Origin of the sequence: Bartonella sp. CL71SXKL, from assembly GCF_042194935.1 — a bacterium.
GTDB lineage: Bacteria > Pseudomonadota > Alphaproteobacteria > Rhizobiales > Rhizobiaceae > Bartonella.
In genome coordinates, this window is record NZ_JBHINI010000008.1 from 18,803 (window position 1) to 34,004 (window position 15,202).

14 protein-coding genes are annotated in these 15,202 nt (G+C 42.1%); all 14 read right to left on the bottom strand.

Annotated elements, in window-relative coordinates; all coding sequences use genetic code 11:
* Positions 1–1,380: 1,380 nt before the first annotated feature.
* The 14 genes from ACFILA_RS05600 to ACFILA_RS05665 all read right to left on the bottom strand — a co-directional run bounded on the left by ACFILA_RS05600 (position 1,381) and on the right by ACFILA_RS05665 (position 14,625).
* On the bottom strand, positions 1,381–2,385 hold the full coding sequence (locus tag ACFILA_RS05600) for a phage tail protein (RefSeq protein ID WP_375643519.1): 1,005 nt from the start codon (positions 2,383–2,385) through the stop codon (positions 1,381–1,383).
* Positions 2,382–3,521, bottom strand: coding sequence for a tail fiber domain-containing protein (locus ACFILA_RS05605; RefSeq protein WP_273791309.1), 1,140 nt, complete (start codon positions 3,519–3,521; stop codon positions 2,382–2,384). Before ACFILA_RS05605 ends, ACFILA_RS05600 begins: the two co-directional genes overlap by 4 nt.
* The gene (locus tag ACFILA_RS05610; RefSeq protein WP_375660791.1) at positions 3,518–3,970 is read right to left on the bottom strand and encodes a hypothetical protein; all 453 of its coding nucleotides are present in this window, start codon (positions 3,968–3,970) and stop codon (positions 3,518–3,520) included. Before ACFILA_RS05610 ends, ACFILA_RS05605 begins: the two co-directional genes overlap by 4 nt.
* A gap of 344 nt (positions 3,971–4,314) precedes the next feature.
* Positions 4,315–5,778 (bottom strand): hypothetical protein, encoded by a 1,464-nt coding sequence (locus ACFILA_RS05615; RefSeq protein ID WP_273791307.1) that lies wholly within the window; start codon positions 5,776–5,778, stop codon positions 4,315–4,317.
* Positions 5,779–5,857: 79 nt separating this feature from the next.
* A complete protein-coding gene (locus ACFILA_RS05620; RefSeq protein ID WP_375637711.1) occupies positions 5,858–5,992 on the bottom strand; it encodes a hypothetical protein in 135 nt (44 codons plus the stop codon).
* Positions 5,993–6,059: 67 nt separating this feature from the next.
* The gene (locus ACFILA_RS05625) at positions 6,060–6,305 is read right to left on the bottom strand and encodes a hypothetical protein (protein WP_375660792.1); all 246 of its coding nucleotides are present in this window, start codon (positions 6,303–6,305) and stop codon (positions 6,060–6,062) included.
* Positions 6,306–6,326: 21 nt separating this feature from the next.
* The gene (locus ACFILA_RS05630) at positions 6,327–7,022 is read right to left on the bottom strand and encodes a hypothetical protein (RefSeq protein ID WP_375643517.1); all 696 of its coding nucleotides are present in this window, start codon (positions 7,020–7,022) and stop codon (positions 6,327–6,329) included.
* 83 nt (positions 7,023–7,105) lie between these two features.
* On the bottom strand, positions 7,106–8,224 hold the full coding sequence (locus tag ACFILA_RS05635) for a N4-gp56 family major capsid protein (RefSeq protein ID WP_273791303.1): 1,119 nt from the start codon (positions 8,222–8,224) through the stop codon (positions 7,106–7,108).
* Positions 8,225–8,726: 502 nt separating this feature from the next.
* The gene (locus ACFILA_RS05640) at positions 8,727–9,500 is read right to left on the bottom strand and encodes a hypothetical protein (protein WP_375660793.1); all 774 of its coding nucleotides are present in this window, start codon (positions 9,498–9,500) and stop codon (positions 8,727–8,729) included.
* Between the two features lie 569 nt (positions 9,501–10,069).
* Positions 10,070–11,920, bottom strand: a complete 1,851-nt coding sequence (locus ACFILA_RS05645) for a portal protein (protein ID WP_375660794.1) — start codon at positions 11,918–11,920, stop codon at positions 10,070–10,072.
* Positions 11,905–13,266 (bottom strand): PBSX family phage terminase large subunit, encoded by a 1,362-nt coding sequence (locus ACFILA_RS05650; protein WP_375660795.1) that lies wholly within the window; start codon positions 13,264–13,266, stop codon positions 11,905–11,907. The genes ACFILA_RS05645 and ACFILA_RS05650 overlap by 16 nt, the downstream gene beginning before the upstream one ends.
* A 414-nt stretch (positions 13,267–13,680) precedes the next feature.
* Positions 13,681–13,842, bottom strand: coding sequence for a hypothetical protein (locus ACFILA_RS05655; RefSeq protein WP_375660796.1), 162 nt, complete (start codon positions 13,840–13,842; stop codon positions 13,681–13,683).
* A gap of 123 nt (positions 13,843–13,965) precedes the next feature.
* The gene (locus tag ACFILA_RS05660) at positions 13,966–14,154 is read right to left on the bottom strand and encodes a hypothetical protein (RefSeq protein WP_375660797.1); all 189 of its coding nucleotides are present in this window, start codon (positions 14,152–14,154) and stop codon (positions 13,966–13,968) included.
* Positions 14,155–14,298: 144 nt separating this feature from the next.
* Complete coding sequence (locus tag ACFILA_RS05665; protein ID WP_273791298.1) at positions 14,299–14,625, bottom strand: hypothetical protein; 327 nt, start codon at positions 14,623–14,625, stop codon at positions 14,299–14,301.
* Positions 14,626–15,202: the final 577 nt, after the last annotated feature.

Genomic DNA, 15,202 nt, shown 5'->3' on the forward strand with positions numbered 1-15,202 from the left:
GACAATCTCAGACAATCTCAGACAATCTCAGACAATCTCAGACAATCTCAGACAATCTCAGACAATCTCAGACAATCTCAGACAATCATGTGAAAGGCTTTTGAAAAAAATTTCCTCATCGAAAATTTTTACAAGGTATTTTTTTAGATTATATTCTGTTTTCCACCTAAAATGATGATTTTACCAGCTGAAACCAAAGAAAAATGCATGATCGCCTTGCATGCTGTGTCAGCTTTCCCCAAAAGGACAAAGCCACCCCCACCGGTCTTTAAATAATGCCAATCGATAAACAACAGTCTGTTAACAATCTGGCTTCTTATCTAACGGATTTGACTCAGCTTCCCCTTTCAAAGGCATCCTTGTAATGCAACCTTGTCTAGAGTTATTCTACAAAAAAAGCTGTTTTAAGAATACGCACAGACGAAAGGCATCCCATGCATAAAATTTTAACCGCATCTCAAACAATATTATTTTACAACACAATGGGATAAACTATTGTCTTACAGATTTTCTCGTATCACTCTCATTCTGTTTCAAGAAGTTGCCTGATAAGCACAAAATGCCATCTAAGAGAGTTCAATGCCTCACCATGTACTACAACGCATCGCCAACCTGCTGCTCTTGCCAACAGTGCACCCATTTTGAAAACAGTGCGACCATTTTGAAAGCAAAGAGCCCTTTTTTCCTACACGCTTTGCCAAAAAAGAAAGCGCTCCATTTTGCCTTTTCTCGCTTTAAATAAACATATCCGTTGACCTCTTTCCACCACCTAAAAGGACGAAGATTTTAGCCCACATCGGTTTGTAAACAATCCAACTCTTCTGAAAGGATTCCGTCTGCTGCTCACTTATATGATTCACTTGCATAATACTTAACCAAGCAAATCCTTCTCTAAACAATTGCTAATGTATTAAATACTTTAAGCTATCTTACTGATATAACCGCCTTCAATAATAGTGTTTTAATGACGGTGTTTTACGGTATAATAGGATAAATTTTACCCATGGTTTTTTTGTCATCGCACAGCAGCGCTTTAAACCCAGCACTTGAAATAATGGATCACGACACCACAAGAGAGAGGCATTTGGGATAAAATCTTTATTCCTCAGTAAAAAACGCCATGAATAAAGAAAGTTTTTTTGTTCTCCCTCTACCTTCAATAATCACTGTCTTGATCCTCTAAAGAACAATAGGCAAACTGACCTTTAGACATCCAACAAAGGCAGCACAAAAAATAAAATAATAAAGAGAGTTAAGTTTTTTCTAAAGCGCCTCAAAACTTTCTGCACAAGATATTCTATAAGACTTTATATTCAATAAGACTTTTTTTCATAACAAACATTTTAGCATTTTTATCTTTCTCTCACACAGCTTTCATTCTCAGGCTTTGACGGCATAAACCACCGCCATATTGACGGGGCGTGTTTCATCCCCCCCTGTTTTTTGCAACAAGACCTTATGTTCATGCTCTCCCGCAGCCTTCGTTAACCGATCTTTATTGTAAACTTGAGCCAGATTTTTATAATATTCACCGTGATTCATATCCCAAACTAGCTTGTCAAACATTGGATAACTATGCTGGTGGTTACCTGTTGAATCTGTTTTTCCCTCATGGGTATGGGATTGAAAAGACTCTTCTTGTCGGCTTCCCAAGCGACGTCCTTTATCAATTTCTTTTCCACTATCGAGCCCCCGTAAAAACATTCCACGCAAATCGGGAACATTGAATGTTGTTCTCCCGTCTCCTTTTCCCCATGTTTCTCCCAGAACAGCAAAGAGATTAGCATAGTTCCTTCGCGAATATTCTTTACCATCACACAGTAACCATCCAGAGGGTATTTTTTCTGTAGCAAAAGTCCCGATAAATCCAGAAGAAAACGTTTCCGGTAAAGGAGGAAAGGGCGGAATTTCAGGAAGTTTTATAGTAGGATTGGTTAAAAACCAGCCATCAGCATTTTTTCCGGCAATATCACGCGTATAGACGACTTCATAAAGCCCCCCTTTTTGAATTTCCCCGCCCTTTAAAGGCATAATACCCTCTGGCGTTGCCATATAAGTTGGTCTTGGCGGCAATTGATTTAAAGAAATATTTGTTATTCCTCTGTTGACGCCTTGTGCTTTAAAGCGCACAACAATGCCATCCATATAAGTCTCAAAAAAAGACTTTGTTGCCAAACGAAGTGACGTTCTCTCGTTCTTCACATCGACAGTAAACTGTGTTTCAATCACGCCCCCATTATCCAACAAATATTCTTTGATGCGTTGCATCATAGCGCGAGCACTATCATTGACTGTGCTTGGCGGTTGCCCTTCTGCCCAGTTTATATTCTCGTCGACATAAGCATTTTCTGATGCAACAATTGACCAATCATAAATCGAGCTCATAGAAGATACTCTTTATTCAAAAAGGGAAAACGAGCAAAAAATGAAGAAAAGAAAGCCGCAATTTTATTTTTAGATGCCGGCATTTTCTCCATTTTCATTTTTTCCATTTTCAGGCCTATTTTGTCATAATCAACATGCAATAATTTTGTTTTCGCATTGACATAAACAGCTTCAGGGTTCACACGCAACACGTCTTGCGCCATAACGCCCTGATAACGTTGTGGATTTCCCTTATAATTAAAGGTATAAAGTGGATATCCCTTTTTCTGCCCCACAGGGATAATATTTTCTTTTGCTCTCACATCACAAAGCCCTAAAATTCCTCCGACCAATCCAAGCACTTGCTGCGCATCACGCAATGGATCTTTTGTCACAGAAGGCATTGTCGTGGATTTTCCTGAAGTCGTTCCGTAATTTCCAGCAGCCTGTGTCCCGACCTGTAACAAGCTTTGCAATCGGTTCCAATCTTGATTATCTTTTTCTGACCATTTTTGGCGTTCAGCATCTAAGACATTTTGACGGTTTATATCTTGAATCATGCCCCCTTTCAAAGCATTGCTTTGCACGTTACTCTGTCCTTGATAATAGCTATTTGCCGCATTAACTTGATCATTCTGAGAGCGATCAATCATCTGGTTGGCATTCATCATATTGTTAATATCTTGATTATATTGCTGTGCTGCAGCATTTGTTGCCAAGGCGCCTAACTCATCGGCCAGCACACCAGTATGAGCCCCAGAGCCATAACGTCCTGCTCCCGACATCGATTGATTAATTGCATCGGACGTTTTATTCAGAGCATTTTGCAATGCAGTATTAAATTTACTATTGCTTCCAATCCAGCTTCCCTTAGCCATACCGGAAAGATTTGTAGCGCTGTTGGTTGGTGCATTCAACCATTGCGTTACCGTTGGATTGTTATAGAGCCCTGCTGCTTGTTGTAAACCGGTCAGCGCATTTTTTGTCATATTGCTAAGACCAGCGACTCTGTCTCCCTGATAAACGTTTCCGCCAATTCCTTTATTATAAAGTCCAAGTGCATCAGCACTGGCTTGTTTAAGAATATCAGCCGCCCAAGCAGGTGGAGCATTTGTTTGTGTTGTTGTCTGCACTTGAGGTGTGGTTTTTCTACTCATGGGTTCAGAACCTTTCTATATTGAATAAGATTACGAGAATATCCGTGATGAGCGAGCTTTTTCGCCCATCCAGTTCTTCCAAACATGTGCATTTCTTCAGCATTAATTGTTCGCGCCCATTTTTCGACTTCATCAATCAATTTGACCAATTTCAGCCCTCCCTCTCCAGCAAGATCAGAGAGAACGACGCATTTTTTTCCCGTATGGGTTATTTCAACTTTGGTAATTGCAAAAGCACTAAATTGGATTTTATTTTTTAAGACCAGCCACAATTGTGCTTGTCCTGTAGCGATTTCTTCAGAAATTTTTTCCAGACAAACATCATCCGGAAAGCGCTGAACATATTTTTTCAATGCAGCATTGAGAGCCTCTTGATAGGGAGCTATTTTTTCCCATGGCCACTGCTCTGTCAGATGAGCAGAATATAAATCTTGACTCTCTTGTATCATAATTTTAGCTCTTTTAGCTTTGTCACTCATCTCCCCTCAAATAACATCCCCCTACGCATTTCACGCATTCCATGCCCCCCGCACAATAAAAGAAAAAAGCCCCATCATCCCTTTGTCACAACAAAGAGGGAACTTTTTTCTTTATAAAAATAAACCATGGTGCAGCCTATTTTCCTTTATCGCAGAAAAGCATGAAACATAACGCACCACCTTGTTCTTCATATTATAAAGACACAGCTTATCGCATTGTGCCTTTGTTTATAAAGGTTTGGGAAGCCTATGGGGCATTTGTTCTTTAATAATAGAGGTTTGAGCCTATCGCATGATATTACAAAAGGGCATGCCTATCGCATGCCGGCCCGCGTCAATTCCACATCAAATCCAGTGACATGAGTCCAATTCACCCCTTCAGGAATACGCAATTTAAAGCGATAAAACCGTGCCCTTGCACGACAGTGAATTTGTCCAGTATTATAAGAGGGCTGTTTTTCTGGCAACCAAACAGTTTCCTCTTCAAGAGATTGTCGAAAGCGCATTCCCACAGACAAATAAAACTTTCCACTATTGACTTGAGGCATAATATTTTTCACCCGTGTTATCATGCCATTTGTCTGCCCCATTTCTTGTGATGTCACGACACAAGCCATAGGACCCCCAGAAAACGAACCCAGTCTCCCCTGTTGATCAAATGCCCCCAGAATAGGCGATTCATTTTTCCAAGCTTTACTATCGAGAGAAAAGGACAAATCGTCAATATTCTTAGTCACAAAATCAAGACCTTCTAGGGTTGTTCCTGCTAAGAAAATAGGCAATATCATTTTGATATCGACGAGAGCTTTTGTCCATTTTTGCAATCCCCAATCATAAATGAGCAAGATACGTTTATGAAGGTTCTCATCAGAATCAACCATCCAATAAACACGATTATACACCCCATCGATAGCAGCAGACAGAGTGTACAGATTATCCTTCCTTGATTTTGCGGTCATCGTTCGATCGACTTTTTCGAACCCAATGGGTATAATCTGTCCCTCATTTGTTATTTGATAAAACCCGCCCTCATCGGCAAAGAATGCTAAATCGCCTCTACAAACAATTGATTCAGCATTTTTTGCGCCTCGTTTATCGTGGATTTTTTGGAAACTAAAAATAATCTTAGAGCCAGGAATAAAAGAACCAGCATAGATTGCAGAACGCATAAAGATAATTGGATTTGTTGTCTCCGTTGCCCCTTGGACGAATCCGCCATCAGGAAAATCTTGATAATCACAACTTTTTTTCCCCACGGTCCAAAATTCAGCATCATTTAATCCAGACCAATGAACCCGTCTTGGATACTCAGTTAATTTCATCAAACAAACGAAATCTCCCCAGATTCGAACAATCCCTGCCTGTGGTGGATTTCCTCCTAAATTTCTAAATGTTTTATCATGATTAATATCAATCACTTGTGGTTTATCATTGGCATTCACAGCAATGATAAAATCACCAAACAAAGCAAAAGACCACGGAGCATCAACATTAGCCAGATAAGATTTTCCTTTTTGGCTAATATCTTTCCAGTTCATTGTTGTATTATCAAGTAAGTAGATTTTATCTCTTGTCCCGACAATAATAGAAACCCCATTTTTTGTTTTAACCGCAAGAGTGCCTAAGATTGGCTCCGGACAAGGCTCTGATAAAGGTTCAAAACTTGGCATAGGGATATAGGAGCCATCGGCCGGGAGCACATTAACAAGTTCATCGGTAAAAATTCCATTGATATCCGCCACATCGGGTCGATAATCAGCGATTGGGAAAAAAGCCATCAAGACCCCCATAAAATCTTTGAAGAGCCCAGTGCCATTCAAAACACCAAGGCTTATTGATAAAAAACCACAAAAGCCCTTAAAACTCTAAAGGCATAAAATTCAACAAAATAAACAACCTTAGATTGTTTAACGCACCAAAAAAAACGATACCATCAATAATGGCCACCCCAACGCCATCCACCAGCGCCAAACCAAAATCAACTGCCCGCAATCACATCAACCCCCACAATGACGGGGGAAAGAGCCATCAAGAGCCCCCCATAAAATCTTTGAAAAGCTCAGTGCCATTCAAAATACCAAGGTTTATGGATAAAAAACCACAAAAGCCCTAAAAACTCTAAAGGCATAAAATTCAACAAAATAAACAACCTCAAGTTGTTTAACGCACCAAAAAAAACGATACCATAAATAATGGCCACCCTAACGCCATCCACCAGCCCTTCACCATCAACACCCAACGCGCAAATCCAGCCATAAGTGACAAACCAGCCACCAGTGCCAAACCAACCTTCAACACCAGCCATAAACGATTTGAAATGAACTTTTTAAAAACGCATTGGGCGAATCTTTGAAGAACCTTTTTGGCGCGATGTTTCAATGCGCAAAGCTTGAAGCTGTTCTTGAAAATCTCTGAAAGAAACGGCGGCATATTCAGGATCTTTAAGGATATTTTTATAAAGTTCATATTTTGCCCGTGCTTTAATAAGATCAAAAGCATAAATCAACCAAGGGTTATCATCCTCTTTCAGCTGTTCATCAGCAAAATGAACAGGAGCATAAGAAAGCTGTACAGTTTCCACATGTTCTGGTGTTGGAAAGAGTCCTATTTTTTGATCAAGGTACGTATAAAAGAATGGCGTTCCTAGCGCAGGATGCATACCATATTGTTGATGCAACACTTCCAAGGGCTTAAAGAACAACTTTGTTGGTGTTGCATTCTTTGTTACTAAAAAGACGCCCTCCAAACTCTTTTCTGCTTCAATAAAAACCCCCTCTTCTTGCCCATACCATGTTTTACCACTCTGTGTTTTAAACGTCCTTTCTCTTTTTTCATTAAAGAAAAAGGGTTCGCGTTCACACAAACGCAAAGCCGTAAAAATTGAATCTTGAATTTGCAGGGAATATTCCGCTGTTGTATCATCAATTTCATCTTGAATAAGCGCGACCATATAAGCAAAAGTTTTAGAATGGTCTGAATGTGTAAGGTTTAGATTTTGGGGATCAGTGGATAAAGTGGTCATAAGCCTGTCCTTGTTTCTGGAAGCATTTTAAATTTTTCCCCCAACAGATCCCTCTTGTTGGGGGAAGAGAGCAAACATTCGCTTTAAGCGGGTGCTCCATAAGTTGGGATGACAATAGTGCCAAAATCCTGAGCCCCTTGCGTACTCCCTGGCAAGGTAAAGCAAGTTTTTTTCATACCAATAATGGTTTTTGCCGCAACCCCGAATTCTCTTTCATAGTCGAAGAGTTCTTCCACCAATTTATAGCGTGTCGCCCCTCGATCTTTACCAAAAGCAATCACAGCACTCTGCGCACCAAGCAGAACAGCCCGCCGCACATTTGGCACAGCTTTATTAGCGGTTCCAGCTTCGACCCCTTCAGTAATATGTTCAGCTTCGCGCAAAACCACACCATTATACATGCCCAAAGACCCATCATAGAGCGGATTTTTGATACGACTTCCACTATAGATTGCCTTAGTAATATCGAGCCATTGCCCCGCATCAGTATTGGTTCGCAATTGTGTCACTTGGGTTGGATGAAGATAAAGCACATAAACATTTTCCCCATCGATCCGCACGGGTCTAATTTTAGGATTTGCCAATTTAGCCCGTTCAACCGCTTTATCAATCAAGCTGAGATCAAAAACATCGTCTTCTTTTAAGTCCTCATCTTTTGCTTTATCGTTAGGACGTACCACGCGTTTATTGGTTGGTGCCGTTGGCGCATTAAACCCATAATGAACAGGTTTAAGGGTAATCGTGCGTCCTTCAAAGTTAATTGTTTTTGCGGTATAACCACACACTTGAATGAAGAACATCATACTCAGACGATCTGCATACCAATCAACCAAACCATTTTTTGCCTCGGTGCGCAAATCATGGAGAATTCGTTGTTGATCAATCGTTCCCTCATTTTTGACACGCACAGCATGAACGAGTTCATTAATTGCCAAGCGATCATTGAGAAACTGTAAAGCTTCTTCATTGCCTTCCAATGTCTGCCCTTCACTCACCCCATCGCCTAGCAACTGCACACGCAAATTAAAGCTAATAGCATCCCCACTTGCTTTCGTGGTTTCATCTTTTAATTGTACGATACTGTTTGAATCATTTCCAATCAACGGTGCAATTGGAAGTGCTTTTGAGACTTCTTGGTTTAGTAATTTAGACCATGTGCGCACTGCCATTGGGTCATTAAGTCCGATATAAGTTACAGTCATTTTGTCCTCTAAAAGTTTTATTGACATAAAAAACCCGGCAAAGCGCCGGTTGTTAAAACACCACATTTCATTTCAAATGGTGAATAGGTTGTTTGTGAGTTTTATCTAATTTCTGTTAGCGTCTGCCTCCCCCTTATAAGAGCTCTCCTCACCACATCCGTGCTGTGAGAAATCCCCCCGCATTCTTCTGCGCCAAAAGCCTCTTAACGTTCCCGCAAAAAACACTCCCCCGCATTCTCCTGCGCCAAAAGCCTCTTAACGTTCCCGCAAAAAACACTCCCCCGCATTCTCCTGCGCCAAAAGTCTCTTAACGTTCCCGCAAAAAACACTCCCCCGCATTCTCCTGCGCCAAAAGCCTCTTAACGTTCCCGAAAAAAACACTCCCCCGCATTCTCCTACGCTAAAAGCCTCTTAACATTCCCGCAAAAAACACTCCCCCGCATTCTTCTGCGCCAAAAGCCTCTTAACGTTCCCGAAAAAAACACCTGCCACATTCTTGTTTTTAAAATTCTCTTCCCCCCATTAAACGATTAAAAGCGGCTTTATTTTTAGGATCAGAAACCCAAGCGCTAAACTCTGCTTCTGACATTTTATCAAGCATATCCAAAGAAATCGGTCCATTTGGCGTCAAGCCGTTATAAGCAGCAAGAGTACGTGCAGAATTGTGTCTTTCCTGTAAATTTTCACCCATGTTATTGGGAACATTTGTGTAGCCAATTTTTTGTGCAATAGAGTAAATCACTTCAGCCGGATTTTGATTTTTTTGCGCACAATCGCGCAAGATCTGCTTCAATTCATCACCAATCAACGCATCAATATTTTTGGGATCTGCCATCTCAGGATAGAGCGAAGCACAAGCTGCCAACTGTTTAGCCCGTGTTTCATAAATAAAATCAGCTGCTTGATCAAAATCATGATGCTTTTGTTTAACACTGGCAACAGACTGCTGAAAAAACGCATGCAACTGTTCTGCTTCGCGAGCCAGAGAAGGCTGTTGTTTTTCATGTACAAGCCCTTGTTTTTGGAGTGTTTTTCCCAACCATTGCATATAGCCCATAAAGTCTTTTTGCGGATCTGGTGGAACATCTTCTCCCCCTTGAACCTCTTTTCCAGCCTTTTGCGAAGAGTACTGTTGTTGATGCACTTGCCCTTGAAAATTATCTTCAAGAGTTTTTTCTTCTCTTGCAATTTCACCATCTTCTCCCTCTTGTGTTGAGACCAGAAAATCTTGTTTCAATTGGTTTTGTTCTGCCGGCGTTAAGTGTTCTTGATCCATGACATTAGCCTTCTCTTTTTTTAAACAATAAAATCAAATTTTTCAGATAAAACAGCCCATAAGCACTTATCCCCTCAATGTTCTCCCATCATTTGAGCACCAGTATTCCCCCCAATGCTCTCCACCCCACATGACGGCAAAACTCCCCTCTCCACCCTACTTTTCCCAACAACACTGCCCTACAAAACAGTTCTTTTAAGAAAAGGGAGCCCATGCACTACAAAAATCGATAAGCCCATTCTGCACCCACCATCCCCACCATGTTCACCCCACATGACAGCAAAACTCCCTCTCCACCCTGCTTTTCCCAACAGTCCTGCCCTACAAAACAGGTCTTTTAAGAAAAGGGAGCCCATTGCACTACAAAAATCGATAAGCCCATTCTGCGCCCACCATTCCCACCATGTTCACCCCACATGACGGGCAAGACTCCCTCTCCACCCTACTTTTCCCAACAGTCCTGCCCTACAAAACAGTTCTTTTAAGAAAAGGGAGCCCATGCACTACGAAAATCGATAAGCAATTTATGATATATGGCGTTTATCAGAAGTCACGCATGACAAAGCACCCTATTGTTGAGCCTTTGCTGTCTGCAACATCTGCATTATCTGCTCTGTCCCCACATTATCCCCCATCTGCGCTGAGGCATTTTGCTCTTCTTGAAAAGAGTTTTGCGCCTTTATCGCAATTTTATGAATAAGTGAAGCCGGTAAAGGCGAATAGCGTAAGAGATCGAGCATAATCTCAGGCGTTGTAAAATTTTGCATCAAAGGCAGCAATTGCATGATCAGTGCAAAAGTACGCTCTTTTTCATTAAGACTTGTTGGTGCATCATCCACGACAATATCATATTCCAAACTTGTCACCATTTCGCGTGTCAGCGGCACATACTGGGCATTTTCATCACCAGCAATACGCACCAACCGCCCATCGGACAGATAATTTTGAATAAGATAGAGAATAATTTTTCCCTGTCGTTGCCGATATCGACGCAACCCATCAAAAAAGGAAGCCAAAAGATTAAGTGACGATTGTCGCCGTTGTTGCTCAAGAATGCCGGGCTGATTGACAGCTCGCGTTCCAATAAATTCAGAAGACAACCCCGTCACCTGTTCGAGAGCGCTCTTTGCTTCATTAAACAATTGGAAAAACCCTTGCGGAAATTGTGCCATGGGTTTAGGCTGGATTCTTCCCCCAGACACCGCCCCACTTTTCAACCAAGTAATACTATCGGCTCTAGCCCAACTCTCGAGGGCTTGTCGATCATCATCAAAAGCATCGCGCTCTGCCATAATTCCGCCTTTTGATTGGCTATTGAGCAAATGCATCACTTGACTAAAATATTTGTTTGCCCACCGTTGCGGATCTTTTGTAGGGCGCACAATTCCATAAAATTGCCGGCTTAACTTATCAAAAGTACCGGTAATACACTCCCATCCCAATTGATTGGGTGGAACCAAAGGCTTATCAGGCGCTTCAAGCAGCTTTCTACCTAAAAATGCCCGTTTGACAATTTTTCTGTTCAACCTTGTTGCTTGAACATGAGGAAAGGTTTTGCTTAAATTTTGGAAATCCTGCTCTGAATAATCGACAAACTTTCCACTTAGAGGCTCGAGAACTTTATAAACCACCTCGCGTTCAAACCAGCGACATTCTACCAATGTCACCATTTTAGGACGTTGATAGCCGCTCCCCTCTTCTCCTTGATACCCCCTCTCGGACTGATAACTTTGTGTCATCCCATCGCTGGTTGAATGTAAAAAACTCTGATGTTTAACCCAATCAGCATTAAGGTCACTCCAATGAACATTGGGAAACATTTCCTGCGCCACAGCAAGGGGTTTTTCATCAATATACCATAAGCGTTGAGCATCAATAAGATTAGACTTGACAGCACTTGCATCCCACACCATTTTCATAGGATCCAGCCGCGCAATGATTGGTTTTCCTTGGGGATCTTGTTCATAATCAAGGCGTGTATCTGTCCAGCCCATACCGCAAATAATTGCATCTTGAAAAGCATCGGAATCTTCGTATTCCCCGTCGGCTTCATCGCGAAACCATTCGGCTGCTCCTGTCAAAATCTGGTTTGCAAAGGCAGCCCCTTCTTGTCGTGGAATAAATTGCACTTGCCTTTTATTATTGCGCTCAGCCCCAATCACGGCATTAATTAAAGGCGCAATACGGTTAAAAGTCATCACCGGTCTGTTTTGTTCGTGCAAGACAGCCAAGTCTTGCTCATTCCATTGCCGTCCATTATAAAAATCGTAATCTTCCTGGGCATTTTTTCGCCATTTTTCGACATGATCAATATCATCCTGATACCAACCCACGAGTTTTTTAAAGAGAGCTTGATTTTCAAGCGTTTCGATTTGATTAAAAGAAGAATCTGTAGAACTATTCATTAAAAAGCCATCCATGAAGTTTGAGAATGGTGAAACGAGCGATAAGGTTTTTTTCGCGCTTTAGCATTTGGTTGTTCATAAGCCACACACATCAGTCCAAAGGCATCGGCCCCATGGCTAGCCCAATCATGTTCAGCCCCTAGTCCGATATTGCGCTGTTCGTCGCGCTTTTCATGATACCAAGCAAGCGCTTTTCTCCCCGCACATGTCGTTTCACGATTAAACCATAGTGCAGGAAACAACCGCCGTACGGCTTCGATACGCATTTTCACAGCACCTGTTCCTTGGTTAGGAATTATTTTGGTTTGAAAACCGGCTTGTTGAAGGGCACTTTCAAAACTCACATTATAGACACGATCTTTTGTTGCGCCATCATGAGGCAAAACCATAAGAGCCTTTTCATATCCCCTTTGAAAGACCCAGCCCACATGTTCTGAGAGAGGTTGACCTTGGGCTTCATAATAATCGAGCACTCGGATTTCCCGTCCAACAAACTGCGCGACCCACAATGCGGTAGCATCAGCCTTTGCGCCTGTTCCCCCGATATCCCAAAAGATTCTCACCTGCATCAAAGGATCACGTGGAACAGTGGTAATCCGCCCTTCCATTTCGGCTTCGAGAAGACATTTCTGATAATAAGCCCCTTGGACAGCTTGGAGATATTCGCCTTCCCAAATATGGTTATACTGCTCTGGTCTTTGCTGCAAATCGTCCATTCGATCACGATTGAGTTTTTCAGGAAATTGCGGATTATCACGCCAATTGATTTCCACCCCTTTGATATGAGGATTATCGACATTTCGGAAACGTTTTTCCACGGCTGCATTTTCATGGCACGGGTTCCATGTGACCCATAATTCTGCATTCCAATCTTTTCCTTCTTCGCGCAAAGTTGGAATAAGTGTTTGCCAAGCAGTCTCAGTCACGGGCTCGGCTTCATCGACCCAACAAAGGAAAACGCGCCCCATTGATTTAATACTTGCGATATTGCGATCAAGCCCAGCAAACACATAGACAATCCGTCCATCTTTTGACTTAATATATTTATCGCCGATTTCATAATAGTCTTGTAAAAAAGGATAAGCTTCGATAGCGCGTTTAATTTCTTCCAAAGAACTTTCATTAAGAGAATTTTGAAATTGCCGTGCACAAAGAATAATACCGCGTTCTCCAGCCATTCCATGGCGATATCCCACCACAGCTGACATCAAAGCAAAAGAACGTGTTTTTCCAGAGCCCCGTCCTCCCCAAGCGGCTCGCACATCGGCATTTCCAGTAAAAACAGGAATAAGCTTTGGAATAAGAGCCACTTGAGCCGTATTCTGCTCAATTTTTTGAGAAATTTTCTGAACAGTTGTCATTATAAATTTTCATATTTTAGCAATAATTGCGCTTCACTCTTTTGCTTATCCCAAGTTTAATTATCCCAGAGCAATTGAAGGAAAAGAGCAATTGAACGAAAAACGCCCTTCTCAAAAGCAGCGCTTTACCTTCCTTCATCCTAATATTCAATAAATTTCACTTTTTTGCATGAGATCCCCTTGACCACACCTATGCGCCCCAAAGTCCCTATCCCCCCAAAGATCATTATCTCCAAGGGGTCCCTATTTCCCCCCATCACCGCCCCTCAAACACCGCGCCTGTCATCCCCCAACCACACAAGCACGGTATCCCCCACCCAAATCATAGCCTCAGCACATAGCTCTCGGGCATATCCAAAGCCCAATATCCTCCAATATCATGCCCTCTCAAGCATCACCAATCCTCACACTTGTCTATCCCCCCAAGATACCCCCACCAAAACACATGTATCCCGCAAGCATAACACTTCTCTCAAGTTTCATGCCCTCACCTATCAAAACACTGTTCCATATCCACCACACAAATACCCTGCACCAAATCCCCTCCAGCACACGGGCCCTTACGGCATCATTCACCAAAGCCCCTTCCAGTATCACGAGCGCCCACAAGCACGATAGCCTCCGCTTCAATTCCCTCAAGATAGGCAATCACCAAAGCAGCCCCCTTCCAAGACATCACCCCACATCACCCACCTCAGCCTAACATTTTTCAATATCACAAGCCTCCGTTATCGAAGTATCACACTTCTCCGGTTCGCTATTTTTTGCATTCACTGGTACAATCTCAATACGCGAAACTGTTTTTGATATCTCCACACCTTCAATAACGAGAAAAGACCAAACCTTCACAAAAAATCCAAAACAGTAGATAACACGCCCTCTAAGCATCGTACCTCTCGAGTATCACCTCTTCAGCACACACGCCCCTCTGTCATCGCCCATAAAATCCGACGTCTCCACGTAGGAAGCCCAAATATCTCCCACCAAAATATTCTGCTCTCCAGTAAATGCCCAAACATCACAGCGCCTTCTTCAAGCCTCCGTTATCGAAGTATCACACTTCTCCGGTTCGCTATTTTTTGCATTCACTGGTACAATCTCAATACGCGAAACTGTTTTAACCTGCCCTTCTCCAGCCCCCTGAAGAGGCAACACTTTTGCCAGCAGCGAAAAAAACGGTACGGGATTATTGAGAGCATGATACTGAAGATAAGACACCAGCCCATCTTCACCATAGTGATATCCAGCCTGCTCCGCCGCTGTCAAAAGAGCTTCATTAAATCGCTTTGTTGTTTTATTTAAAGCCCCTTTTTTCCGCCCTCTTCGACGTAAGGGAAGACAATGTTCATCTACCATCATCATGTTCCTTCCAACTAAAGAGAAACCAAAACCTCAAACACAAAAAATGACATAAAAATCAGCAACAAAATTTGCCAAGCATTCAACAATTAAAAATGGGACACACCCAAAAAGATAAGAGCCCACATAAAGCCCAAATCCTCCGCATAATTTTACAGATTCACATTTTTACGCTTTTACATCATTACAGAACGCAGCCAAATGAAACGCTCAAATCACTACCCCGCACCGTTCTGTAAACACGGGTCTGTCAACAAGCTGATTTCTCGTCTATCAGATTTCCCTGCTGATTATTTCATATGGCTATCCCACACTTCAAAGCATGGTGTTTCATCAAACACGCCAGATAAGCTCTGATCTACAATTCGACTTCAAAAAGCAAATTTTCCTCTGCTGAATAAAGCTTCCACCCCGCACCGGTTTTAAACTATCATCCAACCTCTTACCCAATAAATTCCCCTACTAACATCAGATTACTTACCCTACTAACATCAGATTACCGCCCCCAAACATCCCTATTTTACAGTATAACAGACTAAAAAATATTTTAATTTTCTTGCCAATCTTCTGAAACTAC

Excerpts from the sequence above, each read along its gene's own strand:
- ACFILA_RS05600 (WP_375643519.1), bottom strand. The coding sequence starts at position 2,385 with ATGAGCTCGATTTATGATTGGTCAATTGTTGCATCAGAAAATGCTTAT.
- ACFILA_RS05605 (WP_273791309.1), bottom strand. The coding sequence starts at position 3,521 with ATGAGTAGAAAAACCACACCTCAAGTGCAGACAACAACACAAACAAAT.
- ACFILA_RS05610 (WP_375660791.1), bottom strand. The coding sequence starts at position 3,970 with ATGATACAAGAGAGTCAAGATTTATATTCTGCTCATCTGACAGAGCAG.
- ACFILA_RS05615 (WP_273791307.1), bottom strand. The coding sequence starts at position 5,778 with ATGGCTTTTTTCCCAATCGCTGATTATCGACCCGATGTGGCGGATATC.
- ACFILA_RS05625 (WP_375660792.1), bottom strand. The coding sequence starts at position 6,305 with ATGGCTGGTGTTGAAGGTTGGTTTGGCACTGGTGGCTGGTTTGTCACT.
- ACFILA_RS05630 (WP_375643517.1), bottom strand. The coding sequence starts at position 7,022 with ATGACCACTTTATCCACTGATCCCCAAAATCTAAACCTTACACATTCA.
- ACFILA_RS05635 (WP_273791303.1), bottom strand. The coding sequence starts at position 8,224 with ATGACTGTAACTTATATCGGACTTAATGACCCAATGGCAGTGCGCACA.
- ACFILA_RS05640 (WP_375660793.1), bottom strand. The coding sequence starts at position 9,500 with ATGGATCAAGAACACTTAACGCCGGCAGAACAAAACCAATTGAAACAA.
- ACFILA_RS05645 (WP_375660794.1), bottom strand. The coding sequence starts at position 11,920 with ATGGATGGCTTTTTAATGAATAGTTCTACAGATTCTTCTTTTAATCAA.
- ACFILA_RS05650 (WP_375660795.1), bottom strand. The coding sequence starts at position 13,266 with ATGACAACTGTTCAGAAAATTTCTCAAAAAATTGAGCAGAATACGGCT.
- ACFILA_RS05660 (WP_375660797.1), bottom strand. The coding sequence starts at position 14,154 with ATGCTTAGAGGGCGTGTTATCTACTGTTTTGGATTTTTTGTGAAGGTT.
- ACFILA_RS05665 (WP_273791298.1), bottom strand. The coding sequence starts at position 14,625 with ATGATGGTAGATGAACATTGTCTTCCCTTACGTCGAAGAGGGCGGAAA.